At 66.4% G+C, this 25,168-nt stretch carries 20 protein-coding genes; 4 read left to right on the forward strand and 16 right to left on the reverse strand.

Features of this window, described 5'->3' with window-relative positions; all coding sequences use genetic code 11:
* From F0U60_RS02655 to F0U60_RS02670, 4 genes are all read right to left on the reverse strand, one after another.
* Positions 1-1,362, reverse strand: coding sequence for a M16 family metallopeptidase (locus F0U60_RS02655; protein ID WP_395813595.1), 1,362 nt, complete (start codon positions 1,360-1,362; stop codon positions 1-3).
* Positions 1,359-2,711 carry a M16 family metallopeptidase gene (locus F0U60_RS02660; protein WP_395813597.1) on the reverse strand — a complete coding sequence of 451 codons (1,353 nt, stop codon included), beginning with the start codon at positions 2,709-2,711 and terminating at the stop codon, positions 1,359-1,361. The genes F0U60_RS02655 and F0U60_RS02660 overlap by 4 nt, the downstream gene beginning before the upstream one ends.
* A gap of 100 nt (positions 2,712-2,811) precedes the next feature.
* Positions 2,812-3,627: an ADYC domain-containing protein gene (locus F0U60_RS02665; protein WP_395813599.1), complete on the reverse strand. Its 816-nt coding sequence runs from the start codon at positions 3,625-3,627 to the stop codon at positions 2,812-2,814.
* A gap of 363 nt (positions 3,628-3,990) precedes the next feature.
* Positions 3,991-7,971 (reverse strand): protein kinase, encoded by a 3,981-nt coding sequence (locus tag F0U60_RS02670; protein WP_395813601.1) that lies wholly within the window; start codon positions 7,969-7,971, stop codon positions 3,991-3,993.
* Between the two features lie 137 nt (positions 7,972-8,108).
* Here F0U60_RS02670 and F0U60_RS02675 point away from each other — a divergent pair, with 137 nt between their 5' ends.
* Together F0U60_RS02675 and F0U60_RS02680 are read left to right on the forward strand one after the other, a co-directional pair.
* Positions 8,109-8,975 (forward strand): sigma-70 family RNA polymerase sigma factor, encoded by an 867-nt coding sequence (locus F0U60_RS02675; protein ID WP_395813603.1) that lies wholly within the window; start codon positions 8,109-8,111, stop codon positions 8,973-8,975.
* Positions 8,976-9,146: 171 nt separating this feature from the next.
* On the forward strand, positions 9,147-11,936 hold the full coding sequence (locus tag F0U60_RS02680) for a tetratricopeptide repeat protein (protein WP_395813605.1): 2,790 nt from the start codon (positions 9,147-9,149) through the stop codon (positions 11,934-11,936).
* Between the two features lie 20 nt (positions 11,937-11,956).
* On the opposite strand, the gene F0U60_RS02685 is transcribed toward F0U60_RS02680, so the two are convergent.
* From F0U60_RS02685 to F0U60_RS02735, 11 genes are all read right to left on the reverse strand, one after another.
* A complete protein-coding gene (locus F0U60_RS02685; RefSeq protein ID WP_395813607.1) occupies positions 11,957-12,727 on the reverse strand; it encodes a hypothetical protein in 771 nt (256 codons plus the stop codon).
* Positions 12,728-12,819: 92 nt separating this feature from the next.
* A complete protein-coding gene (locus F0U60_RS02690) occupies positions 12,820-13,476 on the reverse strand; it encodes a hypothetical protein (RefSeq protein ID WP_395813609.1) in 657 nt (218 codons plus the stop codon).
* Positions 13,477-13,679: 203 nt separating this feature from the next.
* Complete coding sequence (locus F0U60_RS02695; protein WP_395813611.1) at positions 13,680-14,069, reverse strand: hypothetical protein; 390 nt, start codon at positions 14,067-14,069, stop codon at positions 13,680-13,682.
* Between the two features lie 395 nt (positions 14,070-14,464).
* Complete coding sequence (locus tag F0U60_RS02700) at positions 14,465-15,781, reverse strand: TIGR02270 family protein (RefSeq protein WP_395813613.1); 1,317 nt, start codon at positions 15,779-15,781, stop codon at positions 14,465-14,467.
* A 4-nt stretch (positions 15,782-15,785) separates the two neighbouring features.
* On the reverse strand, positions 15,786-16,310 hold the full coding sequence (locus F0U60_RS02705; RefSeq protein WP_395813615.1) for a DUF6484 domain-containing protein: 525 nt from the start codon (positions 16,308-16,310) through the stop codon (positions 15,786-15,788).
* 85 nt (positions 16,311-16,395) lie between these two features.
* Positions 16,396-17,211 carry a hypothetical protein gene (locus tag F0U60_RS02710; RefSeq protein WP_395813617.1) on the reverse strand — a complete coding sequence of 272 codons (816 nt, stop codon included), beginning with the start codon at positions 17,209-17,211 and terminating at the stop codon, positions 16,396-16,398.
* A gap of 11 nt (positions 17,212-17,222) precedes the next feature.
* Positions 17,223-17,810 (reverse strand): imm11 family protein, encoded by a 588-nt coding sequence (locus F0U60_RS02715; RefSeq protein WP_395813619.1) that lies wholly within the window; start codon positions 17,808-17,810, stop codon positions 17,223-17,225.
* 9 nt (positions 17,811-17,819) lie between these two features.
* Positions 17,820-18,608: an AHH domain-containing protein gene (locus F0U60_RS02720; RefSeq protein WP_395813621.1), complete on the reverse strand. Its 789-nt coding sequence runs from the start codon at positions 18,606-18,608 to the stop codon at positions 17,820-17,822.
* Positions 18,605-19,858, reverse strand: coding sequence for a hypothetical protein (locus F0U60_RS02725; RefSeq protein WP_395813623.1), 1,254 nt, complete (start codon positions 19,856-19,858; stop codon positions 18,605-18,607). The genes F0U60_RS02720 and F0U60_RS02725 overlap by 4 nt, the downstream gene beginning before the upstream one ends.
* 15 nt (positions 19,859-19,873) lie before the next feature.
* Positions 19,874-20,338, reverse strand: coding sequence for a DUF4150 domain-containing protein (locus F0U60_RS02730; RefSeq protein ID WP_395813625.1), 465 nt, complete (start codon positions 20,336-20,338; stop codon positions 19,874-19,876).
* 95 nt (positions 20,339-20,433) lie between these two features.
* Positions 20,434-21,468: a DUF2169 domain-containing protein gene (locus F0U60_RS02735; protein ID WP_395813627.1), complete on the reverse strand. Its 1,035-nt coding sequence runs from the start codon at positions 21,466-21,468 to the stop codon at positions 20,434-20,436.
* Positions 21,469-21,845: 377 nt separating this feature from the next.
* Between F0U60_RS02735 and F0U60_RS02740 the strand changes: the two genes are divergently transcribed.
* Both F0U60_RS02740 and recF read left to right on the forward strand, forming a co-directional pair.
* Entirely contained in the window at positions 21,846-23,063 is a 1,218-nt protein-coding gene (locus F0U60_RS02740) for a hypothetical protein (RefSeq protein WP_395813629.1), read from the forward strand.
* A 47-nt stretch (positions 23,064-23,110) separates the two neighbouring features.
* Complete coding sequence (gene recF, locus F0U60_RS02745) at positions 23,111-24,259, forward strand: DNA replication/repair protein RecF (protein ID WP_395813631.1); 1,149 nt, start codon at positions 23,111-23,113, stop codon at positions 24,257-24,259.
* 10 nt (positions 24,260-24,269) lie between these two features.
* On the opposite strand, the gene F0U60_RS02750 is transcribed toward recF, so the two are convergent.
* The gene (locus F0U60_RS02750; protein WP_395813633.1) at positions 24,270-25,130 is read right to left on the reverse strand and encodes a hypothetical protein; all 861 of its coding nucleotides are present in this window, start codon (positions 25,128-25,130) and stop codon (positions 24,270-24,272) included.
* Positions 25,131-25,168: the final 38 nt, after the last annotated feature.

A 25,168-nucleotide genomic window follows, 5' to 3' on the forward strand; every position in this document is an offset into this window, starting at 1 on the left:
TCAGGGACGTGCGCCAGCCGAGAGGAATTGCAGGACGGACGGGTCCACCTTCGCCGGGTCGCCCACCACCACTGTGCGCAGGTTGCGCAGGTGCTTGTCCGCGAAGGCTCGCACCGACTCCGCCGTCACTTCCTTCATGCGCGCCGGCAGGTCTCTTGCCAGGCGCCAGTCGCCGCCGAAGCGCTGCGCCCGGGACAGCAACTCGGCCTGCGCGTCCAGCGAGTCGCTTTCCACCAGGAAGGACGTGGTGAACACCGCGATGTGGGCCTTCAGGTCCTCGCGGGACACGGCCTCCGTTCGCAGCCTCCGGGCCTCGCCGAGCATCACGGGCATGGTTGCCCCCGGGTCTACCGTCGCCACATAAAGGTGTCCCCAGGCTCGGGCTTCGCTCACGTCGGTGAGCGCCTTCACCGAGTATGCCAGCCGCCGCTTCGTCCGTACCTCGTCGAACACCCGCGAGTCGAGGATGTTCACCGCCACCAGCGCCGCTGGGAAGTCCTCCTCTCCCCAGCCAGGCATGTGGAAGCCACTCAAGATGTACTGGGTCGGAAGCTTCCGCTCCTCCACCTGTACCGAGGCTCGCACGACATCAGGCGGAGGCGGCAGAGGGCTCGGGGCTTCACCAGGAGGCAGTGCGCCGAAGGCCTCCCGGGCCTGACGCAGGACATGTGCCGGCTCCACGTCACCCACCACCACCAGAAGCAATCGTCGGCGCTCGCGCAGCTTGCCAAGGTGCGCCACGACTGCCTCCCGAGTGAGCTTGTGCACCGAGTCCTCCGTTCCCATGGGCTGGTGCTCCGAGGGCTGTCCCTGGAAGAGCGCCTGCTGCACCAGCCCTCGCGCATGGAGCTCGGGGCGCTCGTGCTCGCGAGACAGCGCGGCGAGCTGTTGGGCGCGCTGTCTCTCCACCTCCTCCTCCGGCAGGGCCGGGCGCAGGAAGGCCTCCGTCAACAGCGTGAACGTGGCGTCCCAGCTCGCCCTCAGGCACTTGGCCTGCAGCGTGGAGGCGTCATGTCCCGCTTTGCTGGAGAGGCTGGCCCCCAGCTCGCCCAGTCTTCGGTGGAGCGCCTCGCGTGGCAGCGACTCCAGGCCTCCCGAGACAGCGACTGCCAGCGCCAGGTGCTCGATGCCCGCATCCTCGCGACCCCAGTTGCGCACGCCTCCTCGAATGTCCAGCCGCGCCGCCACCAGCTCCGCCCCAGGAACGCGCTTCACGAGCACCCGCATTCCCCCGACCTCCGCCTCGGTGACGTCTCCCTCTGTCTTGAGCTGAGGTGCCTGCTCCGGAGTCGAACGGAGCGGGGTCGTTGTTGCGCACGCGGCGAACAACCCCGCAGTCACGCACACCTGCCAGCGTTTCATCGCGTCACCCCTACAAGGCGTTCGAAGTGGGCCACGTCCAGCTTCCGCTGCTCCGCGACCTCGGGTGACAGCATCACCCCCAAGACGAAGGGCTTGCCGAGCACATAGGTGTCCAGCAGGCGGACCAGGTCTTCGCGCCGCACCCGCCTCGCGTCTTCCAGGGAGGTCAGGTAGGCGCCCACGCTCGCCACGGACCACCCCAAGACAAGCCTGCGGGAGAACAGCCGTGTACGCTCCCTATCCAGGGCCTGGTCTACCTCCATCCGGCGGACGGCCGCGCGCAGCGCCTCGTCGGTGAGGCCTTCGTCCTTCAACCGTGTCAGCTCGGCGAGCACCGCTCGGAGGCACTCGTCCACCCGCTCCGGAGCGGCCTCGAAGTCGAGATCCAGCGGGCCCACGTTGCGCTGCTCGTACCAGGAGAGGCTCGCCGAGACGCAGGTGCCGGACTCCACCAGTGCTTTCTGGAAGTGGGAGGTCGGGTCCTCGGTGAGATAGCCGAGCAACCTCGCCGCCGAAGCGAGCTCCGCGCCAGGTCCCTCCCCCGAGGGCCCCTGCCAATGGAAGCCTCCCTTCACCATTCCCACGGGCTCGTGGTCCACCACCACCTCACTGCCTTTCAGCGGTGGGTGCACCACCCGAGGGTACAGCTCGAAGGGGTCTGGCGCGCGGGCCCACCCACGGAAGACTCGCTCCACCTGTGCGAACACGTCCGCCGCCCGCACGTCGCCCGCCACCACCAGCAGGCTGTTGTTGGGAACGAAGTAGCGTGCATGGAGCGTCCGCAGGTGCTCGGGCGTGGCCCCCAGTACCGCCTGACGGGTGCCAAGCTGGTCTTTGTAGGAGGGGTACTTCCACCAGAGGCGTCGATGCACCTCACGGTACAGCGTCTGCCCCGCCATCGACTCCATCTGGTTCATCTCGTTCGTCACGCCCACCTGCTCGCGCTTCAAGGCCTCGCTGTGAAGGCGCGGCGACACGAGCCCATCGCGCAGATAGGTCAGCACGCCCTCCAAGTGCTCTGGCGTCGTGCTGAAGGGGAAGTCGACGAGCTCGACAGAGGTGAAGGCTGAGGTCTTCACGCCCAGCTCGCGCAGTCGCGCCCGCCTGTCCTCGTCGCTGCCGAACAGGTGCTCGAATAAGTGGGAGAGCCCGTTGTACTCGGGGCTCTCCACCTGGGCTCCAGCCCTCACCGCGAGCTCCACCGTCACCAGCGGCAGGGCATGGCGTTCCACCACCACCACTTCCAGGCCGTTGTCGAGGCGGCGCGAATGAACCTGGGGGGCCGCCGCCACCGGAATCGCCCACCCCACGAGCATCAGCAACCCGAGCCGACCCTTCATCCAGGACATGGGACGACTCTTAGGAAGAACTGTCCGGACTGTCCACAGTCCCGCCTGACTCGTCTACAGGCTCAACGTGCCACCCTGCCTGGAGCAGCGGCGCAACGCCCTAGGGAGTTGATTCCTGAAGGAGCTGCTCGCCCTTGCTATACGAGCGATTGCGCAGCAGCGCTGATCCGGCGTGTCCGCTCTTGCGTCGCACCGTGCAGCGATCACCCCCGCCCAGGTCCTCCACGCCCACCTCAAAGCGGTCAGGACACTGCTCCAGGATTTTCTCCACTGCCTGACCCTCTCGCGTGCGAGCCAGACACCAGGCGCCATCAGGAGCCCAGGCTGCCTCGAAGGAGGCCCGCTCTGGCGCCCAGCTTTGTGACGCCTCCGTCGTCCGCGTGATCACCTCGAGGCTGTCGTACATATCGATGAGGTTGTTTTCGCGGGTGTGGCTGCGCCCGTCGCCGCAGTAGTCAGCCCTCGCCATACGCGTGCACGCCTGGTGCAAGTCCGCGAGCGAGCGTCCGTTCTTCTTCGCCCAGGGCCTATAGCCCCATTGGGTGCACTTCGCGATGACGCCGCTCTCGCACGCGAAGGTGAACTTCTCCGGCACCTCGTGGCGAGCGCCTGCCTCATCCCAGATTCCCGGCACCGCGAGCGCCCGCGGCGTGGGGACCCGAGTCGTGGCAACGCACGGGTTCTCCCAAGCGCCGCTCTGCGCGTTCCAGAACTCGATGTGGTACCAGGTCATGGGCTGGTTCTTGGTGGTAGGGTCTGCGCCACACAGGGCCACCTCCACGGACTGGCCGTCGCTGGCCGTCCCCTGGAACACCGCGCCAACAAGTCCCTCGGGCTCGACGGACGAAGCCACCAGACGACCGTCCTCGATGCGCACGCCCTTCAACGCGGTGCCGCCCAGTTGAACCCCACTCATGGCAACTGAGCTCAGCACACTGCTTGTTTCTTCGGCGATCTCCTTGCGCCTGGTGCCCCATAGCAGTGCACCCTGCGGCCACACACTGCGTTGGAGCGTCTGGCCCTGACAAGGGGGCACCCGCTGCCTGTTCCCGGTCAGGGACGTCGGCATGGACGCCTGTCTACTCTTGGGCGCAAGCTCCTGTGGCTGCGGGTGCTTTCGTTGGGGTGCACTGGCAAGCGCGGGGGCACCCGCCAACAAACAGACAAGGAGGAGAAGGGGATTTTTCATCGGGGGCCTCTTCCGTGACAGGACATCCTCGTGACACGAGGTCTCACGGAACGGAGGCCCGAAGCGGGCGAGTTATGCGTGTTTTTATGTCTACTGGGCAGGAGCGGATGCGCACACACGCACGCCTACCCGGGTGTCGCGGAGCGTCAGGGTTCCGGCCTGGCGATTGGCGATCAACGTGCCAACTTCACCGTAGTACCAGGCACCCCCTCGCAGGACGATGGCATCAAGGTCCGGCGTCGTGGGCTTGGTCATCTCGAAGGCGTTGCCCGCCATGCCGAAGAGGCCGAAGGGGCTGACCGAGGCCTGGTGAGCGTCCACCTCGTCGGGTCCCATGGCGTTCAGTTGGCGGCCGTAGGTCTCATCAATGTTGGCATCATCTTTGTGGAAATGGTTTCCATGCGGGTACCTGCGGTCGTCGGCGCCGCGGGCCGCACGTGTCCACTCAAGCTCGCTGCACAGGCGTGCTCCCGGTAGATGTCCGGAGCGATGGAGCCAATCGAGATAGCCCCCGAGCTCCTCCGCGGAGACCCCTGTGAGGGGCAGACGCCGCCAGTTCTGTTGCTGGCGATGGCTCCGGCCGGGGAAGTGAATGGGCTCGCCATCTCGCGCCGAGAGGAGCTCCCCGTTTTCCAGCCGGAGGGAGAAGCTCCAGTGGCCATCGGGCAGCTTCCACAGCCTGAGCGCACTGCCCATGCCTTCTTGCATGGTCGCGAGGCTGCGCCGTTGTCGCGCCTCTGCGGGCAGGGTGTCGATGTACGCCAGCCAATCACCCAGGGTCACCTCGGTTTGCCCGATGAAGTAGCCCCGCTCCAGACAGCTCTGGCTCAGCGGTGCACTGAGCAGCAGCTTTCGCACGACTTCGGGATCAGCACTGCCCGTGAGAGAGCAGCCAGGGGGAATGTAGACGTATCCCTCGGGTACGACCGAAGGAAGCTCCAGCTGGACTTTCTCCGTCCTCCCTCGTTCGAGCAGCAAGGGCAGCTCGACTGGCGGGTGGCCCTGCCGTGTGAAGCGGAGTTGATAGGAGCCTGCCGGCAGGCCCTTCCAGGCCAAGGGAGACGCCTGCCCGGATGTGGCCTGGTGGCTCACGGCTTCTCGCCGCAGCCGTCCCCCCTCTTCTACATAGCGCGTGAGCTCAACGCTCGCGCCCGGCGGTTGGGTCTCGACCTCGAGCCCTGCCGGGGCGTCGAGTTGTTGCAGCCACACCACGTCCCCTGCCGCCAACCGTCTGAATTGCTTCTCGAGCCGGGCACGCTCGTCGGCTCGGTGGAAGCGCTCGGCCAGCAGGAGTTGCTCGTACGTCATGCAGATAAGAAGCTGGCGTGCCTCCTCGTGGCCATGGTCGCGCTCGAGCGCGTCTTCGAGTGCCTGCTCTGCCTCGGCGAAGGCGAGCTCGGCCTGCTCGAGCGCACCGAGTGCCTGGTTCCATTCATTCTCGGCAAGTGCACGGAGGTCCGGAGCCTCCTGCGTCGCTTCGGAGGCAGGGGGAGGCGTGCCATGGAACAGCGCAAGCGCTCTGTCGCGACTCGCACTGGCGTTCTGTGCCAGCGTTCGCCCCAGGTCACGCGCGTTCCGTGCCGTGAGCATCTGGGCGCTGACGATGCGCTGGGTCTCCAGGTGCGTTTGCAGACGCGGCCCACCATAAATGACTCCCACCACGAGCAGGAGGAGGAGCACGAGGCTCCAGCGGCGAAGACTCCGGCGGTGTACGACGCGTTGGGACTCACGAAGGAAGTCCTGCTCGCGTGCGCCCAATGCGGAGGTGTCAATCACCCGTGCCTCATTGAGCTGTCGCTCCCGCCAGAGAAGGTCCATGGAACGTCCCAGGCGCTCCCATTCGGCCCCTGCGGTCTCGATGCGCTGCCGGAGCGCGCGCTGGCCGGCATCCTCGTCGAGCCACCGACGCAGCGTGCCCCAACTCGCGATGAGTGCTTCGTGGGCGATCTCGTAGTTCGTCCGGTCTCCCGTGGTACGCGTATGAATGAGGCGTCCTTCGACGAGCGCCTGTAAGGCGGTGCGATCCTCGTTCAGAACGGCGGTGAGCTCCTCTTCGCTCCGTGCGCTACGGGTACCGTCCGCCGTGATGAGAAGGCCGAGCAGACGACGTGCGGCCTGTCGCGCGCTTCGAGGGAGATTCGCGAGCACGCCATCCGCATGTCGGGACAAGGCCCCGGCCACTCCACCCATTTCGTCGAGAGCGGTCTGGGTGATGAAGCCCCTGGTGGGATCGCGGCGCTCCCACAGCTCGGCCAGTGTGAACTGGAGCAGTGGCAGGCTGCCCGCGCTCTGCGCCGTGGCCGAGACAAGCGTTTGGAGGAGCTCCTCGGACTCGAAAACCACTCCCCGGCTGCGTGCGGGACCGATAATGGCCTCGCGTACTCCCTGCGGAGTGAGAGGCCGGAGCAGGTAGAGGGCTCTCTCCACCTCATCGCCCAGACCGGGGAGCGCACTGAGGCGGGTGAGGAAGTCGCCGCGCACCGCGAGCAGCACGCGTACGCCGGCCGCTGGCAGGGCGAGCTCGCCGAGGATACTGGCGAAGCGCGCCGCTTGGGCGGGCTCGCTGAGGGTGACGAGCTCCTCCAGTTGGTCGACGAAGAGAAGCAGGCTACGTCCCTCCTGGTAGGCCGCTCGCAGTGCTGGTCCCAGCGCATACGATTCTTCGGCGAGCCGGGCACCGAGCTCGGCCTCCGGTTGCCCAAGAACAGGCGCGAGGACGGCGGCAAGGGTGGTGAGCGGACGGCGGCCAGGTTCCAATGTGAGGGTTGTGGCGTCGCGGTACTCGTCCAGCGCACCCTGAGTCACGCGGGGCAGGATGCCGGCGCGGCAGAGCGAAGATTTGCCGACACCCGAGTCACCGGCAACGAGGACCAGGGGCTGACGGCGCAGGCGCTCGAGCACGGCGCGGACATCCGCGTCGCGCCCGAAGAAGAGCGTCCGGTGCTCGGCTTCGAAGGGTGCGAGACCCCTGTAGGGATTGCCATGGGCGAGCAGGTCCGGCTCATGGAGCCGCTCGAGCGCGGAGCAGAGTGCCTCGGTCGAGGCAGGACGCTCAGCCGGATCAACGCGAAGGCAGCGCTCGATAAGCGAGGCGAAGTCTGGGTCGATGCCTGGCACGCTCGTGGTGAGCGGGGAGTTGTCGCCGTGCTCCAATTTCTCCAGCTGTCCTGATTTGCTCTGCTCGCTCTGCAGCAAGTTCAGGTGGCTTCGATGCCACTTGGGAATGTCGCCCGTGCATAGCTCGTAGAGCACCAGGCCGAGGGCGTAGATGTCACTTCGCGGCGTCGCAGGCGCGCCCTGGAAGAGCTCGGGCGCCATGTAGCGTGGCGAGCCCGCGACGGTACGCATACCGCTCGGCTCCTCGGATGTCACCGATTCAACAAGCTCGGCCAAGCCAAAGTCGAGCAGCTTCACCTCGCCTTCGTTGGTGAGGAAGGCGTTGGCCGGTTTGAGATCCCGGTGCAACACGCCCTGGCGATGGGCCGCCGCGAGCCCACGGGCCAGACCCATGCCCAGGTCGAGGGCTCGTCTCCAGGGTAATGGTAGGGATAGTTCATCCAAACTCCGACCAACGAGGTACTCGGAGACGATGTAAGGATGGCCCTCAACTTCTCCCACGCGGAAGACGGTGACGACGTTTGGATGCTGCAGGCGCGCGATAGCGCGCGCCTCCGTCTGGAAGTGCTCGCGGAGCCGAGTGTGGGGTCGAGACGCGGCGATGAACTTCACCGCCACCCACCGGTCCAGGGAGAGATCGTACGCGAGGTAGATGACGCCCATGGCGCCGCGACCGAGCAGGCGCTCCAGACGGAACTCGTCGAACCGGGTGGGCGGTATCCATTCGGAGGTGGGGGGCTCGGGTTCCGAAAGGTAGACAAGCGGTTCTTCCCCGGATTCCAGACACAACCCTCCACGAGCGAGTGTTACGAGAAGTTCACGGCACGCCGGACATTCAGCGGTGTGCTGGTGGGCCCGAGACAACTCTTCCCCTGCCAGCCGCCCATCGATCAGCTCGGCGAGGAGCTCATCGCTCAGGCACTGCGGGTCAGCCTGGTCGGTATGACTGGGCATGCACGCTCCGGGGGCTCTCGTGTCGATGAGCCAGTTTAGATGAAGTGGGTCCAGACACCAGCTCGCGGGAAAGCGGCTTTCCCCGAACGCATCCAGCAGGCATTACTGTGGGTGAAAAAAATGATAGGATAGGGGGAATGGAGAATCAGTCCGGTCCCGAGATGAGCTTTCCCGGCGATTTTGAAGGCCAGCTTCGTTGGGCCTGGGATGTGGGCCGTGCTTCCTGGCCCCGAGTGTCCTTACCTGCTGATGTCTTCGTTCGTCATCTGGCCCAGCTCTTCCTCAACAGCGAAGGGCGCCCGCTCGCGCCGCGGATCGACCAACTGGCCCTTGGCGATCTCTATCTCGCATGTGCATGCGTGCATGACTTGCCCGGGTCCATCGAGAGGCTGGAACGCCACTACCTGGCGAAGCTGCCAGCGTTGCTCGGTGGCCTCAAGCAGCCTGCCGTGGTGCTCGACGATGTCTGCCAGTCGGTTCGCATCCACCTCCTGGTGGGGACGAGCGAGGCGGGGCCGCGACTTGTCGATTATACGGGCCGGGGTGCGCTGCTGAGCTGGATTCGAGTCATCGCCGTGCGTATGGCCCTCAAGCAGGGCTCCTCGTGCCGGGAGACCTCGGATGAGAACGTCTTCGCGGCTCTCGAGGCCTTCCCGGCAGGGGGCGTCGATGTGGATCTCGAGCTCATCAAGCGCCGCTACCGTCACGAGTTTCGCCAGGCCGTGCGAGAATCCTTCGCCGCGCTGCCGAGTCCGCAGCGACACCAACTCCAGCTCCACTTCATCGATGGGCTGTCGACGACCCAGATGGGGGCGCTGTTCCGCGTGAATCAGTCCACGATCTCACGTTGGCTCAAGAGTGCACGGCAGGCGGTCTTCGAGGACACGAAGCGTCGGCTCCGGGAGCGCCTTGGTTTGTCCTCGATGGAGTTCACGAGCCTCCTGACAGCCATCGAGAGCCATTTCGACCTGGGCCTCAGTCAGGTCCTTGGTGAAGAGGGCTGAAGTACAGCCCGGGGAAGGGACACTCTTCGGGGGGCAGGGTTGAAGACAACTACACCGCGAACAGCTGCTGTATTGGTGCTCGTTGTTCTGTGTTGTGCGAGATGCACGCTGGTCGAGAAGAGCCGCCCAGGAGAACAACTGACAGAGGCTCGGCGGTCAGTCGAAGAGGGGGTGAAGCTGAAGGCGGCGGGTCGATATCCAGAGGCCGCGCTTCTGATCGAGCGCGCGCTCCCCATTCAGGAGGCAGCCCTTGGCCCGCGCCATCCGGATGTTGCATCCTCGCTCGCCCAACTCGGTGACCTTTACGTCTATCAGGGGTTCTACTCCGAGGCAGCGCCTTTGTTCGAGCGTGCGCTCTCCATTCAAGAAGAGGCCCTTGGCTCGCATCACCTTGAGGTCGCCGCCTCGCTCAATCTCCTCGGAGATCTCCACGGTAAACTGGGGCGCTACTCCGAAGCGGAGTCTCTGATCTCACGCGCGCTTGCTATCCGGGAAGCGGCTCTGGGCCCGCATCATTCCGTGGTCGCCGCCTCACTCCTCCATCTTGCGTCCATCTACGCAGAGAAGGGTCTCTACTCCAAGGCGGAGTCTCTGTACGAGCGTGCGCTCGCCATTCAGGAAGCCTCTTTGGGCCCACGCCACCGCCGCGTCGCGCCCCCACTCACCAACCTTGCCGTGCTCTATTGGAGGCAGGGGTTCTACTCCAAGGCGGAGCCTCTGTTCGTGCGTGCTCTTTCCATTCTGGAAGAGACCGTTGGCCCGCATCACCCCAACAGCGCCATGTTGCTCGATGACCTCGCCATGCTCTACCTCGACCAGGGGTTGCATGCGAAGGCGGAGCCTCTGCTCAAGCGTGCGCTCGCCATTCGGGAAACCGCCCTGGGCCCACACCACCCTTACTTCGCGGACTCTCTCGATAACCTCGCCCGCCTTTACCGTGCTCAGCGGCTCTACTCCAAGGCGGAGTCTATATACGAGCGTGTGCTCTCCATCCAGGAAGCCGCTGTGGGCCCTCACCACCCCAGAGTCGCCGATACGCTCAATCGCCTCGCCCTGCTCTACAGGGAGCAGGGGGTTGATGCAAAGGCGGAGCCTCTGTTCGAGCGCGCTCTCGCCATTCGGAAATCGGTCCTGGGGCTACACCACCCTGCTGTCGCGGCGTCACTCAACAACCTGGCCACGCTTCGTCTGGCCCAACACCACCTCTCGCAGGCCCTGCCTCTCCTCGCGCAATCCCTGGCTGCCTCCGAAGCGCACCTGCGCCAGGAGATATTGGGCTTCTCCGAAGCACGTCTGGCGAGCACCCTCCTTCGGTTTCGCAAAGACGAGGAGCGCCTCTACGCGCTCGTTCGCGTCCATCCGGACGATGAGCGCGTCCGTCGCCTGGCCCTCTCCGCTGCACTCCTTCGCAAGGGCCGCTCGCTTGAGGAGATGGCCGATACTTCTCGAATCATCTTCCGTGACCTGAACCCGGAAGATCGCAAGACTCTCGAGCGTCTACGCGCGCTCCGTACAGAGCGCTCCGTACTGGCGCTCGCTGGAGCCGGGAAGCTCTCTCCCTCGCAACACCAACGGCACCTGCAGAAGCTCGCTGACCAGTGCGATGCCCTCGAGAGAGAGCTCGCCAGGCGCTCGGGCCCTCTGCGTGCACTCCGGTCCCAGCCTGCTCCCGACAAGCTCGCCGACAGTGTGGCATCAAAAATCCCCAAAGATGGCGCACTCATCGAATTCGTTGCCTATAGCGAGGGCCCGCTGGTTCCCAGCATGGGCGTTCCTCAGTCCGAGAGCTCGAAGGGGCTGCGCTACCTCGCGCTCGTGCTCTTCGCGGATGGCCGCTCCCATGCTCTTGACCTGGGGCCCGCCGAGACCATCGACCAAGCTGCCTCGCGACTCCATCAAGCCCTCGCGGGTCACTCGTCCGAACATGAGTCCGCCGCCCAGGAGCTCTACACGCTCACCTTGCACCGGCTGATTCCGTTGCTTGGCAAGACGAGGCGCCTTTTCGTCTCACCTGACGGCCAGCTCACCCTTGTTCCCTTCACCGCGCTCCACGATGGCAGACGATTCCTCGTTGATGCCTTCGAGTTCACCTATCTCACCTCGGGCAAGGATTTGCTGCCCCATCCAGAGGACATCCCTTCCTCGCGCTCCGTGGTTGTCCTGGCCGATCCCGACTTCAGCACCACCTCCGCTACTGGTTCCGTCGAAACCGAGTCCTCCTCCGTTGAGCGCTTGGCCTCCCTCCAGCGGTTCTTCTCGATGCGGTCTGCCGAGCTCGTGGAGCGGCCCTGGCTCCCGTTGCCCGGTACGCGTCAGGAGGCTGAAGCCATCCAGCGTTTGTTTCCGCGAGCGTCGCTGCTCCTGGGCCGCGCGGCCTCCAAGGACGCGCTGTTGAAGCTGGACAGGCCGGGTCTTCTGCACATCGCCACCCACGGTTTCTTCCTCGGGGATGCAGCCACTCCGCCCGCCACTCGCGCGGTACAGCAGTGCTGCGCCCTGGCGGACCCCGGCCTCAGGGAGCATCCGGAGGATCCGTTGCTGCGCTCCGGCCTCGTGCTCGCGGGCGCGAATAGCACGCAGGAGTCTTCGGGCCCCGCCCCCCTTGCGAGCTCCCTGGTGACGGCGCTCGAGCTGGGGGGGATGGACCTCTGGGGCACCCAACTGGTGGTGCTCTCGGCCTGTGACACCGGGCGCGGAGATGTCAAGCTGGGCCAGGGCATCTACGGCCTGCGTCGCGCGCTGGTGGTGGCTGGCGCGGAGACGGTCGTGTCGAGTCTGTGGAAAATCAATGATGGGAAGACCAGCGAGTTTATGGAGGCGTTCTACCGCCACCTGCTCGCGGGAGAGGGCCGCGTCGCGGCCCTGCACTCGGCGATGCGGGAGATGCGTCGGAAGCACCCCCACCCCTATTACTGGGCACCCTTCATCGCTACCGGTAAGGGAGCGCCTCTCGAGCTGTAGAGCGCTCGCCCTTCACCGGGTTACTCGGTGTAGATCGCGACGGTCGCGCTGCACGCGGTGTTGGCGGTACAGCCCACTCGGATCTGATAGTACCCGGAGGTCGGGATCGCATAGACGATCTCCGCGGCGGTATCGCAAGAACCGTCCGCGGCGGTGTCGTTGGTGGCAACCTGGGTGTAGGTACCACTGGTCTGCTGAAAGAGCCGCAGGACGGTGTCTCCGCTCGCCGTGGCGCCGAAGGCACTCGAACCGCATGTGCTGACGCGGATGGTGTCACCTCCCGTGAAGTAGTACTGCTTGTTGTAGGTGTTGATGGTCGCGTTGTTGGTGTTGCTCAAGGTAGGCGCGGCGAAGGTCGCCTTGCGACGCGCGATCGCGACCGTGCCCGAGCAGGAGCCCGAGCTGAAGCATCCCGCCCGGAGCGTGTAGTCCCCGGCGGAGGGCGCCGTATAGACGATCCTGGAGCCAAGGGTGTCACAGGAATCGTCGGCGGTAGCCACTTCGGTCGAGGCCGGATTGAGAAGGCGGAGGAAGGTGTCGCGGGTATGGGCGCTCTCGGTCACCCCGCAGGTCCCAATCATGACCGTCTCACCCGCGGCCAGCGTGATTGCGCTGTGCGCCGAGTTGGTGACGTTCTGCGCGTAATTCGTGTTGGATGCGATGTAGTCGAAGAGTGCCAATTTTTGCTTCACGGTCCCGAGGGTCGAGCTCTCCTCCATGGACTCATCCATGGCGCCGCCACAGGCGGATCCCAGCAAAGACACTCCAATGAGCAGCAGACGACGCGTCATGACATTCCTCCAGTGTCGAAGGACCTTCCAGTCCTTCGTGGTAGGTACTTGTCCAGAAGTTGCAGAGGCGAGAGGTGAGCGGGAGCGAGGGCTCAGGGCAGGCCATTACAGATGCCGGGGACCAGTTCCCTGCGGAAGACCTCGATATCGTTCCACGTACAGAAGAAGCTCCTGGTGGGGTTATTGGCGGCGTTGAGCGCGCAGTTCTCGAGTGCGTACTCGCAAGGGATATTGTCGGTGATGATGAAGTTGTGAGAACCGCAGATGTAGCCTCGATACCTGCCCGTCCCCGACGCGAGCTCGCAGACCCGCGGATTGCAAGCGCCAGCAACCACATCCTGTCGGTAGATGACCCGGTTGTTCCACGTGCAGTAGAAGCTCGTCTCACGATTGGCTGCGGCCTTGGCCGTGCACTTGCGGCGCGCCTCCTGGCAGGAGAGGCCCTCGGCGGTGATGAAGGTGAACGAGTCCTCGCACGTGTGGCCCTTGTAGGTGCCCGTTCCCGTTGCATCCGCGCAGGGATCCGCGAGGGTGTCCGTGTCAGAAGGAAGTGCGCCCGGCGTTCCTGGTGAGCTGGAGTCTACCGGAGTTGGGGACGCTGGCTGGGACCCGGTCCCGCCGGAGCCCGAGCCCCCGCTGGATACCTCCTGTCCTACCTCCTGCCCCTTCTCAACCTGTCTTCCAGCGGAGTCGCAGCCTCCCAGGATGGCAGCCACGGACAGAACAACGAAGATGTGATGCGCGTTCATTGTGAAACCCTCCTCATTTCCAAGGAGGCGAGCGCGAATCGAACTATGCAGAGATATTTTTCGTGGGGTGGGTTTGCCCTCCAGAGTCGGGTGGTCAGGAGGGCCGCGCCAGGGAGTGATGATGCGAGAAGTCAGCGGGTGGGAGCCGGACGGACTGGGGTTGATGTCCGGCTCGTACCGATTGGCCCGCGTGACTGCGGCTTTCAGTTGTTCTTGACGATGTTCAAACGGGCATGGTTGCCGTATTCGCCATCGTAGCCCTCGATGATGATCAGCAACGACACGCCCCTGACCAGGCCCGAGAGGGTGATCCTCGACTGAAGAGTGGTCGATGTATCATCATTGCAGCCCATGACCTCCGAAGTGGCCCTGTAGTTGCGGATCTGCATGACGGTATCGAAGTTCGAACCGGAGGTGGTGAAGGTGTAGGACCCCGTTTCGGGCACCGTCCACACGTAGGCGATGTCTCGCGACGACCCGCCGTTACAACTGACAGACCACTGGTTGCTGGCCGTGCTGATGTACGCGTAGGTGGCGGCGGGGGAGGCCACCACTCTGCCCAGGTCTCCCAGGAAGGTCTGCGCATGCACCATTCTGGGCTCCGCAAGCTCGGCCGCGGTGGGATCTGGGACTCCAGCACCCTTGGGTTTCTCGGCCGTGGCTGCCGTTGGATCGGTCCCCTCGAGCTCCTCGCCCTCGAGCGCCGGTCCGCAAGCGCCCAGGAGAGACACACAAGCGGCCACACAGACAACGGACGTTCCAAGACTCTTCATGATTCACCCGGTCAGGTAGATGTTGGCCTGCGCGAGGTGGATTCCTGTTTCATGAGGCATCCGCCGCGGAGCGGGGTGTGAACCCTCACTCATTGAAGAAGAGAGAGGGCAGGGATTCGTTATGCATTTCTGTCCTATTTCTTCACTCCCATTGGAGCCCCAAGCGCTTCCCTTCACGCTCCGCCCAGAGAAGCTCAGCTTGAATCTTGTCGCGGCTAACCGCGAAGGCCTTCCGCGAACGGTCGGCTGAACGATGAGGCCGGCGTCGCGCGGGCCGCCTTGAGTGCTGCAAGCTGGTGCGCCACGAATGTACGCGTCGGCACCTGAATCGTGCCCCGGCTGCGCAATGCCAGTTCCAGCGCCAACGCATGGCGGCGCCGCATCGGCGCGCTGACGAGTGCGTCGAGCAGGGCCTGGGGGGTGAAGGGTTGCCCTGCGAGATAGCGCTGCTTCACGTCCAGCCGCTGTCGCTCCCGCTGCCACCACGCCTCGACTCTCTCGGGCTGAGGCAAAGGCAGTGAGTCCTCGGGCTTGGGCGTGAGGTCTGCGTCGAGGTCCTCCTCCAAAGGAGGAAGCTCCTCCTCCTCGCGTGGGGCCCCATACTCCTCCGCGATGCGCAGCCCGGTGATGGCGCTGAAGGCCTCGCCCGCGAGCGCCGCGACAGGCTCATTCCACATCTGCTTCAAGCAGGCATCGGCGGCGGCCACGCGACCCGAGAAGCCGAGGGCCCACAGCGCATGCGGCCGGAGCGTTTCGTCGGACAGCAGCTCCAGCAGCCGCTTCACGTCCCGCTCATCCCCGCTCATCCCCAGGAGCAGCAGGGGCAGCCCGTCTCCAGGCTCGCGAGACCCAGCGGCGGATTGGCAGGCCGCCCAGCTTCCTCGATGTCCCGCCATCAACCCGGCGAGGATGGCTGCATTCCGGAGCGTGGGCTCGGCCGAATCCAATGCGCGTTGGAGTATGGCGGGCTCCAAGGGCACCCGAGCGCGGCTGGTGGCGCGCAGGGCTGCGGCGGCCACCTGGGGCTTCGGATGCGTGAGGAATGGCATGCACAGCGGCGCCGTGGCCAGCCCGTGCACGCCCAGCGTCTCGAGCACCAGGGCCAGCAGCTCGGGGGCGGCGTCCTCCTGCTTCAGGAGCGCCGGCAAGTTCGCGGGAATGCAGCGCGAGGGCACCAGCTCGAGCGCGCGCTGGAGCGCGGCGAGCGCGGGAGGTGTGGCCTCGGGCAGCGCGGCCAGCACGGCGGCGGGCCCGGAAGGCACCTCCGCTTGGAGCAGCGCGAGGGCCGCCGGGACGATGCGCTCGGGCTCGTCGGCGAGCGCGGGCACCAGCAGGTGCTCCGCTACGGGCCCACTGCCCAGCACCAGACCGTCCACGTGCGCGGCCACATGCTCTTCCAGCTCCGCCACTTCCTCCAACGTGAAGTCAGGGGCGTCGAGCGCCTTCTCCCACTGACTCCAACGGAAGGCCGCCTCGTTGAGGTGCTCCTCGTAGATGTCCCAGTGCAGCGGCTTCCTGGTGAGCTCGGCCATGGTCTCAGTTGATTTCCACCGAGCCACCCTTGATGCGGTGGGTGCCCGTGGCTCGGGACTCCAGATAGGTGCCCTTCACGATTACCCTGCCATTGCGGCGCAGGGTGATGCTGGCCTCGCCGCACTTGAGGACGATTTCGTCCTGGCCCTCGATGACCACGCGCTTGCCGTCCACATGGGCCTCCATGGGCCGCGGGGCCGCGGCCTCGGGCGGGTTCTCCAGCAGGGCGTCCAGCAGTGGCGTAGGGCTCGGCTCCTGGATGAGGCCCATGATGAAGGGCATGCCGGGATCCCCATTCTCGAAGAGGAGGACCACCTTCTGTCGCCGGGCGACGGCTTCCTGGAGCCCCCGGGCATCCAGAGCAAGGGCCAGACGCGCGGGAACGGGGCCCAGGGTATTGCCCGGGAAGTCGACGAGCGGCGCGCCGGAGGCCTCGAGCCCGGCGAGCTGGCCGGCCCGACTGCCCAGGATGGGTTCCCGGGTGGGAGGGCCTGAGTGGGTCGGCTTGCTATCGGGAGGCGTGCTCATGTGAGGACCTCTGCATCGGGCGGTTGGGGAAGCACGTCTTGCCTCCCTCGGGTTCGAAAGGATACCGCCCCGCGCGTCCCCTTGCCTAATCCACCCATCCTGGCGCCATCCACGCAGAGGGCGGCGGCGCGGGCCGGCCGGCCGGGACGCGCGCCAGGGAGGGAAGGGTGGGGTACTCGCGCCGGGTGTCCATTCCCTGGAGCTCCGCCAGCCGGAGCATCGCCAGACCCATCATGAACACGGCCCCTTCGGTCTTCCTCAGCTCATCGTTGGGGCCGGAGTCCCGGGGCCGCTTCTGGAACTGCAACAGGCGCGCATCGACGGTGGCCTGGAGTGCCTCATCGAAGGCGTGGGCCTGCCGGTGAAGCAGGGCACGGCAGGTGTCCAGATAGGTGTCGGAGCCTCCCTCCAGCACCGCCTCCCAGCGCTCCAACAGGGTGGGCAGGTCGGCGGAATCCGCTCCCCGTGTCGTCAGGAGGAGTTGGTGGAGGAAGTGGTGGAGGAGGAAGTCGTCTTCGTATTCGAAGGTGGGGTCATGGCGCCGCGCCGCCAGCCGGGCAATGTCCATGGCCAGGTCGGGCTGTCCGGCCGCGAGGGCGTCGATGAAGGAGAACTCCTGGGTCGCGCAGAGGAAGCGAGGCTCGGCGCCATGGCCTCCCGCGACGAGTTGCAGGAAGTGGAGGCGGGCGTGCGCGGAGTGGCACAGGTGGGCGGAGAAGCGGTCCGGCCGTGCATCCACCAGCAACGCGCACAGGGCGAGCCGGCGGTGGCACGTCGCGGCCACCACATAGGCCTGTCCGGACTGCTCCAGGGCGTCGTGCTGCTGGATGGCGCGCACGGCTTCCTCAAGCCCGAAGAGGGAATCGTCGCGGACGGTCTCCAGTACGCTCGAGGAGGACATGGCTCAGGGGCTCAGTAGATGGCGCATTCCTCGCCCATGGCGATGTACCTGATGCCCGTGAGGTGCTCGGCATCGAGCAGGGCACGCAGGTCGTCACGGATGAGGATGGCGGAGGGCATGGTCTTCAGTCGGAACAGCTTTGCCTCGGGAGGAATCCGATCCTGGAGGACCTGGAGCCGGAAGAGGCCCGAGAGCAGGGTAGGGTCGGGATTCAGTTCCTCCACCTCGCTGTGCTCCTTGTCGACGCAGTCCACGTGGTCGAGCACGTTGGCGATGAAGTAGTCCTTCGCGGCGACCCGGCCCTTGTGGTTGGCGATGGAGGCTGGAAGGAACTCGATGCGGGCGCCGGAGTGCTGCTCCAGCAGTCCTTTGAGCTTGCTGGAGACGAGGGCGATGGACTCGGTGTTGCTCACCAGGTCCGGGACCACCAGCCCCTTGTGGCCGCTGTCCATCTTCAGCACCACGTCGGGTGGGTAGCGGTGCTCCATGGGTAGCCCGTCGGTGATGCGCCACATCTTGGGGATCAGGGACTCGGGCGCTTCGTCGACCAAGCAGTGCTTCGAGTCGTCGCTCGTGGAGAGGATGAAGAAGGTGGGCATGGGGAGCACCTACCGGATGGTCACGAGACTGGCCAGTTCGTTGAGATGGGCTCCGGGACTCTTGATTCCCGCCGCGCGGATCTGTTTGCGGAGCCGGCCCGAGAAGGCATGGAGCTGTTCCCCCAGCTTGCCTATCGTCTCCTCATTGAGCTGCGGATGGCCGTCCTGTTCTTTGTCCGCGCCCTTGTTGAGCCGGTTCCTGAGTTGCTTCACCCGGATCCGGACTTCCTTACTGTAGGTGCTGTGGTAGCGGGGATGCTTGAGGAGCTGGAAGAGGGTTGCGTGCCGGGTTCTAGTGGGCAGGAAGATGATGTTGATGCCCTTGTTGACGTTGTACTTCGCCTGCTGGAGCAGCTTGAGCTGGTCAAAGTCGAGCACCTTGCTCAACACGTCATTCACCGGGATGAGGTGATGCGCGTTGTTGGGCCAGGGGTACCATCCACCGGATATGAAGTTGGTGTCTTTGAGGTTGCTGTTCCCCCCCATGTACCAAGCTTCTTTCGTCTCTCTGGGGTCCCGCCACTTCTGCTTGATGGGGGTTTTGGAGAACAATTCGTTGAAGCGCTTGCGGGCGTCGCTGCCTTCTTCGTGGATGGGGAGGTTGTACCAGTTCGCCTCGTCACAGCCCTTCTGGTAATTGAAGCCGTTCTCTCTGTAGTTGTGCCCGGTGAACTTGCACGTCCGCCTCCCTTTTCCCTCCTCGTAGACGCAGTACGTGACGCAGCCATTGTCCTCGCCCGCGACGTGGGACTTGTCCGTCGAGAGCGCTTCGAAGTGCTCGTCCTTTTGAGTGCTCATGACTGCCTCCCATGAGGGGCTGTGACTCCCGCTTCATCCTGACGCCAGGGAATGTCCCGGAGCAGGAACGCGCCTCGGTGCAACTCGTCGTCCAGCAACGACACCAGGATGCTGGGGCTCCTGGCGTACCTTCGTATGAAGCCTCTCACGCCCATGCAGATGGCCACGGCACCCGTGGCCGCTCCAATTTCCCCGAAGTGCTCGGGCACGTACCAACGCCGCGAAGACGTGGGGAGCCCGGCCTCCTGGAGCCGGACCAGGGCGTAGCCGTACTCGCGGGACCGGGACTCGTCACCGTTCAGGTTGACGATGGACAGCTCCGCCCCTTCCGCTTGCCGCGCCCCCTCGGGGAAGCATGTGGTAATGGCCTCGAAGAGGGCCGCTCCCGTGAGGGAACGACCGGAGAAACGGTGTCCGGCCTCCACCGTGGATGCGACGGGTCCGAGCAGCGCTTCGACTCGGGCGCCCCGTGCGCGCGCGGAGTCCAGCCGCTCCAGGAGCACGAAGGCCGCGGCCTCACCCGGAAAGCGGCCCACGGGCCGGTTGGGCGTGCGGAGCAGGCCCATCTCGTAGGCCTGGGTGAGTGTCTCCCCATCCACCCAGGAGTCGATGCCGCCCACGATGCATCGCTCGAGGGTCCGGCTTCGGAGCGCCTCCACCGCTCGTGCAAGCACCTGAGTGAAGGTGGCGGCCCCGCCGAAGGCATAGACCTGTGTTCTCGGCGCGAGTGGCAGCTGGTTCAACGCGAGCAACTCCGGGAGGAACCGGCGCGTGAGCTGCTCCCGCTTCTCGGTGCGCTCGGCGTCGACCCCTCGGCGGACGCGCTCGCGCTCCCCCTCCGGCAACCGGTCCAGCAGGCTTCCTTGGATGTGGACCTCTTCCAACCAGGTGCCGGGGAGCTGGAGGTGGATGCCCGTTTGTGCGAAGGCCGGCCGCTCCAGGCCGGAGTGCTCCATCAGGTCACGCAACGCCGCGTCACCCAACCGCAGCCAGCGGGCGAAACCTTCGAAGCCGAGGGTGAGCGAGGAGACCTCTTGCCCCTTCAGTGGGACAGCCTCCAACGTGTCTTCATCCGTCACCTGGATGTCGAGCTCCCGCCAGCGCGTGAGCCCCGCGCGCGCGGCGGCACAACTTGAGGCTACGTCCGAGCCAATCGCGGACACCATGCCCAGGCCAGTGATGGCGATGGTGTTTCCAGGCAGGGCGGAGCCCTGGGCGCGTGTCGGGGAACTGGGGGCGCCGGTGTTCATCCTCGTGTGGAACGGCTAGAGGTGCTTCTTGCACACCCCGCAGGTGGGCTTCTCGTCGCTGCCGGCCATGGCCATGACAGGCCCCTGCATGACAGGGAACGGCGGCGTGTTCTTGTCGTTGTGGAGCATCAGGTCGAAGGCGCGTGCCACGTTCTTTCCCTCGAACTTCACGTCGAAGGAGAAGTTGACGAATTCGGCCTTGCCCTTGGTCTTGCTGGAGGCCACGCCGCCGCCCGCGGTGCCCGCCTCGTCGCCGGTGCTCATCTTGAAGTGGGAGTCCTTCACGCACACCGGATTGCCGGCCACGGACACCTTCTTGGTGCCCTTATCGGTGTCCGAGGACTGGGCGATGTTGGGGTACGGGATGGGCACGGGCCCGCCAGGGCTCGGCGTCTTGCACACATCCGGGAAGGCTGTGGTGACGCCGCCGCTGTCCTTGGTCACCACGGACATCTTGTTCACACCGGTATTGACGGGCATCGCATCCACCTCCAAGCAAGAAGGGAATCATACTCCGCCGGAGTCGCGAGGCACGAGCACTCGCAGGGTATGGCGTTAGGAAACCCAATACACGTTCAAGCCTTCTTCGGCCGGGAGACACCCTCGGCGGTTACCCTTAGCTCTCGCACGTCATGGACGCCTTCGCTGAGCATGACGTGCCCACGCCACAGGAGCAGTACCTGCTCCGTGTCCGGGTTGAGGATGAGCGTGTCCAGGTTCATCTGCGGCTTCGCATCTTCTCCACCGGCCAGCTTCACGGTGACGACCGGGGCCGCCTGCCCGGGGAGCCGGAATGCGAGCCGACCCTTCGTGGAGGCGCCCGCGATGATCACGGGCTCGTCGCCCTTGAGGTAGCCAGGCGCGATGAGGCCCGGCGCGGCGGCGTTGAAGAAGCGCCGGTCGAAGTCCTTGGGGAGCAGTGGCTTGCGCGTCTTGTTCCACACCTCGTCATAGGTGCCCGCGTACTTCGCGCGTGGCTGCCAGTGCGGCGAGGTGAATCCGAAGCCCACGGGAGTCACCTTCTGTCCGAACTCGCGCAGCGGCTCCGTTGGGTCCTCCAGGTTGGGCAGCTTCAGCCCGTCCTCGAAGTGGCGCGGGCTGGCGCGGAAGCCGGTGCCCACAGGGTTGCGAGGGTCGAAGGAGGGCTTCGCCGGGTCTGTCCGGTCCCAGCCGCCGAAGGCGCGCTCCCAGATGAGGGGCAGCTTGTCGAAGGGCAATGGCTTCGTCGCGGCGACACTGCCCATGCTTCGGAACCACGTCCGCTCGCCCACCACGCGCACGGCCTTCTTCAGCGGGCCCACCTGGAGGGCCACCAGTCCCTCCGTGGCGCCCTTTTGCGGCGGGTAGGCGTGGCCGATGAGCACCACGTCCGTGGCGGGCTTGATGAATGCGGTCTCCGGCTCGTACTTGTCGCTGGACTCGCCGGGCTTGCCCCAGGACTCGCCGCTCCACTTCACCGGCGCCTGCTCCTCCGCGAGCTTCAGCCCCTCGTCACCCATGGAGTAGGTGGCCTTCACCACGAGCAGCAGCAAGGGTCGCCCCTCCTCGTCGGAGAGGCCCATCATGTCGAAGGCGAACGGGGTCTCGTTGTCGATGGTCGGGTGTCCCATGGAGTTTCTGCCGGGTCAGAGGGGACCGGGTCACTTGGGCGGAGGCTCCAGCGTAGCAGCCATCAGGGAACGCTTCGAATCTGGCTCACGGGATACGCACGCCACCGAGCCGCGAGGAGGCCTGGGCATGAGGGATTGCTGGCCGGGGACTCGCGTACAGCAACTCGTCCACATCCATCCGAGCGACAGGTTCCATGTCTGGAGCATGTCGCCACAGTCCGACACCCTGCCCGCGAGACGTTAGCCGCGAGCTGCCCTTTCATCCCATGCGCATGTTTCGGGGTCGAGTGTCGAGCGGAGCTCATCGTTCACTCGTTGCCCCGCATGGCCACCGGGGGCCTGCGCTCCTGGCCGGGGGCCCCTATAGTGGGTCTACTGTGGTCCCTCCTCCGGACACTCTGCGAGCGCGGCTCGAAGACCGCGCGGATCTGCTCGAAGCCACGCGCCTGCGGTACAGGGCGCTGGAGAAGTTGTTGCGCGCCTTCTTCTGGAAGGACCGGGTGCGGGCCAACCTCGAGCTGTTGCGCGAAGTGGCGCTGGCCCAGCCGGAGGTGGATGCCACGCTGGAGTCCGTGGCCCGGCGCGCGGAGGCCGAGGGCTGGCCAAAGGACTCGGCGCCGATGGCCCTGCTGTCCGAGGTGGAGCGGTTGCGCGAAGCCGTCGCGTGGGAAGTGGAGCGGCGGCTCATCGCGAAGAAGAAGCCGGAGCTCCTCGGGGATGCGCTGCTGAAGCTGGAGGAGGAGGTGCTGGACGCGGGGCCGTTGCTAGGTCGGCGCCTGTGGGCCCAGGCGGTGGAGATATTGCCGCGCAACCTCCCAGAGCTTCGTGCCGCGTGCGTGGCGGCGGAGGTCTTTGAGCGCGTCTTCAAGCGCCCCACACAGGCCGGTGCGCTGCCTTTCAACGCGGCGGAGGCGGATGAGGTGCGGCGGGCACTGCCCGTGGCCGAGACGGCACTGGAGGCGCTCTGGGCCCGGCTGGACCGTTTCGACGCCACGGGCCGGGTGAGGGCCTTCCTGGAGAAGCGGGCCCGGCGCGCGCCGGTGCATCCGCCGCGCAGCGGGCCGGAACTGTTGCTGCACGCGGACTTCTGGCACGGCCTGGCGCGAGCCCGGTTGAAGGCGTTGCTGGAGGAGCGCCTGTCTCCCGTGGTTCCCCGCGAGCAGGAGTGGCCGGAGCTGCTGGGGTGGTTGGTAGCTCGGGAGGTCTCGGCGCAGGCACGGCTGCCTGCCTCGGAGGTGCTGAGCGAGGGCCGCGCGGGGCTGTTGGAGGTGGCGGCGGAGCTGGCGGCGCTGTCCCATGTACGTCCCCTGGGCGCGTGGAACGAAGAGGCCGCATGGGTGCGGTTGTGGACGGCGGCGCAGCGGGCGCGGGCCGAGACGGGCCCGGACCTGGAGCGGCTGCGCGAGTCGCTGCGCCTCTTCATCCGACTGCGAGGCCAGGGGCAGACTCCGGCGAGGCTCTTCTCCGAGGCTCAGGGACAGCTCCCCCGGCTCCCCTCCGGGCACGTGGGGGACGAGGTGGACGACCTGCCGGGGCTGGTGCAGCGGGCTCGGGAAGCGGCCGGGCGGCCTCGCGCGGGGCGGATGTCAGGGTAATCCTTTAATCTGGACGCTCGCATCAACGGATGGGAGAAAGGCCTCCCGTGCGCCTGCTGGCACTTCATGTCCAGGACTTCCGAAACCTCGGCCAGGTCTCCCTGGCGCCGAGCCCGCACGCGACCATCGCCGTGGGGCAGAACGGCCAGGGGAAGACGAACCTGCTGGAGGGGCTCTACTTCCTGGCGACGCTCAAGCCCCTGCGTGCTGGCCGCCTGTCGGAGCTCGTGCGGTGGGGGACGCAGTCGGCCCGGGTGACGGGTCGCTTCCTGCTCAAGGGAGCGGAGCGGGAGATTTCCGTCGAGGTCTCCGGCGGTGTGCGGCAGGCCTTCGTGGACGGGAAGAAGGCGTCGAGCCTGGAGGAGTACTTCGGGGGCGTGTCCGTGGTGGCCTTCACGCCGGATGACCTCGAGGTGGTGAAGGGTGGGCCGGACTCGCGGCGGGCCTTCCTGGACCGAGCGGTGTTCAACCGCTTTCCGGCCTTCCTCCGCGAGAGCCGTGAGTACGGGCGGGCGCTGAAGAACCGCAACCGGCTGTTGAAGGCGGGCCCGGTGGACCCGGCCTACCTGGAGGCCTACGACGAGACGCTCGCGAAGACGGGCGCGCGGGTGTACGCGAGGCGGCGGGCGTTGATGGCCGAGCTGGCGCCGAGGGCCCAGGCGACGTTCGCCTCCATCGGCCGCACGCCGGAGCCGGCGGCGTATGGCTACCACCCGGCGCACCTGGGCGACGTGGACTTCGCGGCGGCGGACGAGGCCTCGCTGGCGGCGGCGCTGCGCGAGGCGTTGGCGACGCGCTCGCGGAGGGACCTGGACCGGGGCTTTACCTCGGTGGGCCCGCATGCGGACGATGTGACGGTGACGCTGGGCGGCCGGAGCGCTCGGGCGTATGCGAGCCAGGGACAGCAGCGTGCGCTGGTGCTGGGGTGGAAGATCGCCGAGATTGAGAACCTCGAGACGGCGATGGGCTTCCTGCCGTTGCTGCTGCTCGACGACGTGTCGAGCGAGCTGGACCCCGAGCGCAACGCGTACCTGATGAACTACCTGGCGGCGAGCGGGGCCCAGGTGTTCCTCACGACGACGGACGCGAGCCTGGTGCGCGGGGCCGCGGCAGAGGACACGCTGTGGCTGGGCGTGCGCGCCGGAGACGTCACGAGCCCTCCGCCAGTCGAGCAACCCGCGAACGAGCCCGCGTAGCGCTCCGGGTTCACTCCCGTCCCGCGCCCGCGAGGGAGTTGCGTCGCCAGTTCATCCGCCACTCGAGTTGGAGGGCCTTCGCCGTGGCGGCCACGTCGCCGTGGTGCTCCTTGAAGGCGCGGAGGAACGTGTCCACGGTCTCGGTCTGTTCGGCGAAGGGGCCCCTGGGGGTGGGCCACAGGCCGTGTCCATTGTCTCGGGGGCCCCACAGGGCGGCGAGGAACGGCAGCACGTCATGTTCTCCCAGGAGCGAGCGGGCGCGGGTGGGTCCCACGGGGATGCTCACGTCTTCCAGGACGGTGCACCCGGGTTCACACGTGCAGCGGCGGCGGCGTCTCTCGGTGCGGTAGTGGGTGACATGCCCCACCTGGAGCCACTGATTGAAGGCGCGGTGTCCCCCCGGAGCGCGCAGGAGCGCCCGTAGCAGCTCGGCCTGCTCTCCGGGGTCCAGCAACGGGGGCCGTTTGCTGGCGCGCCACGCGCGTTGACGGGCCTCGAGCCATGCGAGCACGTCCGGGTGCTCGAAGTCCTTCTCATGCGAGAGGTGGAAGAGCGCGTGGTCCCCGATGACGCCTCGGGGGACGAGGTTCCGGAGGTGGCCCATGCGGCTGTGCTGGGGCAGCGAGCGGGTGGTGGCTCGAGCCCAGCGGATGAACGGGGAGAGCTTGTCGCCCCCTCGCCGGCGGCTCACCACCAGGCGAATCTCCCCGGTCGTGTCCGCATCGAGCCCCGCGCGGTCCTCGAAGGTCTCCGGGTTGCGTGCGAGCTGGGCCATCTCCACACGGGACTGCCGGCGCGCAGCGCGGTGGACGAGGGCCCGTGCGTGCCGTGCCGCCTCGCGGTTCTTCGAGGGCAGCAGTGAGCGGGTCATGTCCCGCACCTTTTCCTCTCCGTACACCATGGCGTCCT

This window comes from Archangium minus, assembly GCF_044360475.1.
Classification (GTDB): domain Bacteria; phylum Myxococcota; class Myxococcia; order Myxococcales; family Myxococcaceae; genus Archangium; species Archangium minus.

Excerpts from the sequence above, each read along its gene's own strand:
- F0U60_RS02735 (WP_395813627.1), bottom strand. The coding sequence starts at position 21,468 with ATGGGACACCCGACCATCGACAACGAGACCCCGTTCGCCTTCGACATG.
- F0U60_RS02660 (WP_395813597.1), bottom strand. The coding sequence starts at position 2,711 with ATGTCCTGGATGAAGGGTCGGCTCGGGTTGCTGATGCTCGTGGGGTGG.
- F0U60_RS02670 (WP_395813601.1), bottom strand. The coding sequence starts at position 7,971 with ATGCCCAGTCATACCGACCAGGCTGACCCGCAGTGCCTGAGCGATGAG.
- F0U60_RS02725 (WP_395813623.1), bottom strand. The coding sequence starts at position 19,858 with ATGAACACCGGCGCCCCCAGTTCCCCGACACGCGCCCAGGGCTCCGCC.
- F0U60_RS02690 (WP_395813609.1), bottom strand. The coding sequence starts at position 13,476 with ATGAACGCGCATCACATCTTCGTTGTTCTGTCCGTGGCTGCCATCCTG.
- F0U60_RS02710 (WP_395813617.1), bottom strand. The coding sequence starts at position 17,211 with ATGTCCTCCTCGAGCGTACTGGAGACCGTCCGCGACGATTCCCTCTTC.
- F0U60_RS02695 (WP_395813611.1), bottom strand. The coding sequence starts at position 14,069 with ATGGTGCATGCGCAGACCTTCCTGGGAGACCTGGGCAGAGTGGTGGCC.
- F0U60_RS02705 (WP_395813615.1), bottom strand. The coding sequence starts at position 16,310 with ATGAGCACGCCTCCCGATAGCAAGCCGACCCACTCAGGCCCTCCCACC.
- F0U60_RS02715 (WP_395813619.1), bottom strand. The coding sequence starts at position 17,810 with ATGCCCACCTTCTTCATCCTCTCCACGAGCGACGACTCGAAGCACTGC.
- F0U60_RS02720 (WP_395813621.1), bottom strand. The coding sequence starts at position 18,608 with ATGAGCACTCAAAAGGACGAGCACTTCGAAGCGCTCTCGACGGACAAG.
- F0U60_RS02665 (WP_395813599.1), bottom strand. The coding sequence starts at position 3,627 with ATGAGTGGGGTTCAACTGGGCGGCACCGCGTTGAAGGGCGTGCGCATC.
- F0U60_RS02655 (WP_395813595.1), bottom strand. The coding sequence starts at position 1,362 with ATGAAACGCTGGCAGGTGTGCGTGACTGCGGGGTTGTTCGCCGCGTGC.
- F0U60_RS02730 (WP_395813625.1), bottom strand. The coding sequence starts at position 20,338 with ATGCCCGTCAATACCGGTGTGAACAAGATGTCCGTGGTGACCAAGGAC.
- F0U60_RS02685 (WP_395813607.1), bottom strand. The coding sequence starts at position 12,727 with ATGACGCGTCGTCTGCTGCTCATTGGAGTGTCTTTGCTGGGATCCGCC.
- F0U60_RS02700 (WP_395813613.1), bottom strand. The coding sequence starts at position 15,781 with ATGGCCGAGCTCACCAGGAAGCCGCTGCACTGGGACATCTACGAGGAG.
- F0U60_RS02750 (WP_395813633.1), bottom strand. The coding sequence starts at position 25,130 with ATGACCCGCTCACTGCTGCCCTCGAAGAACCGCGAGGCGGCACGGCAC.
- F0U60_RS02675 (WP_395813603.1), top strand. The coding sequence starts at position 8,109 with ATGGAGAATCAGTCCGGTCCCGAGATGAGCTTTCCCGGCGATTTTGAA.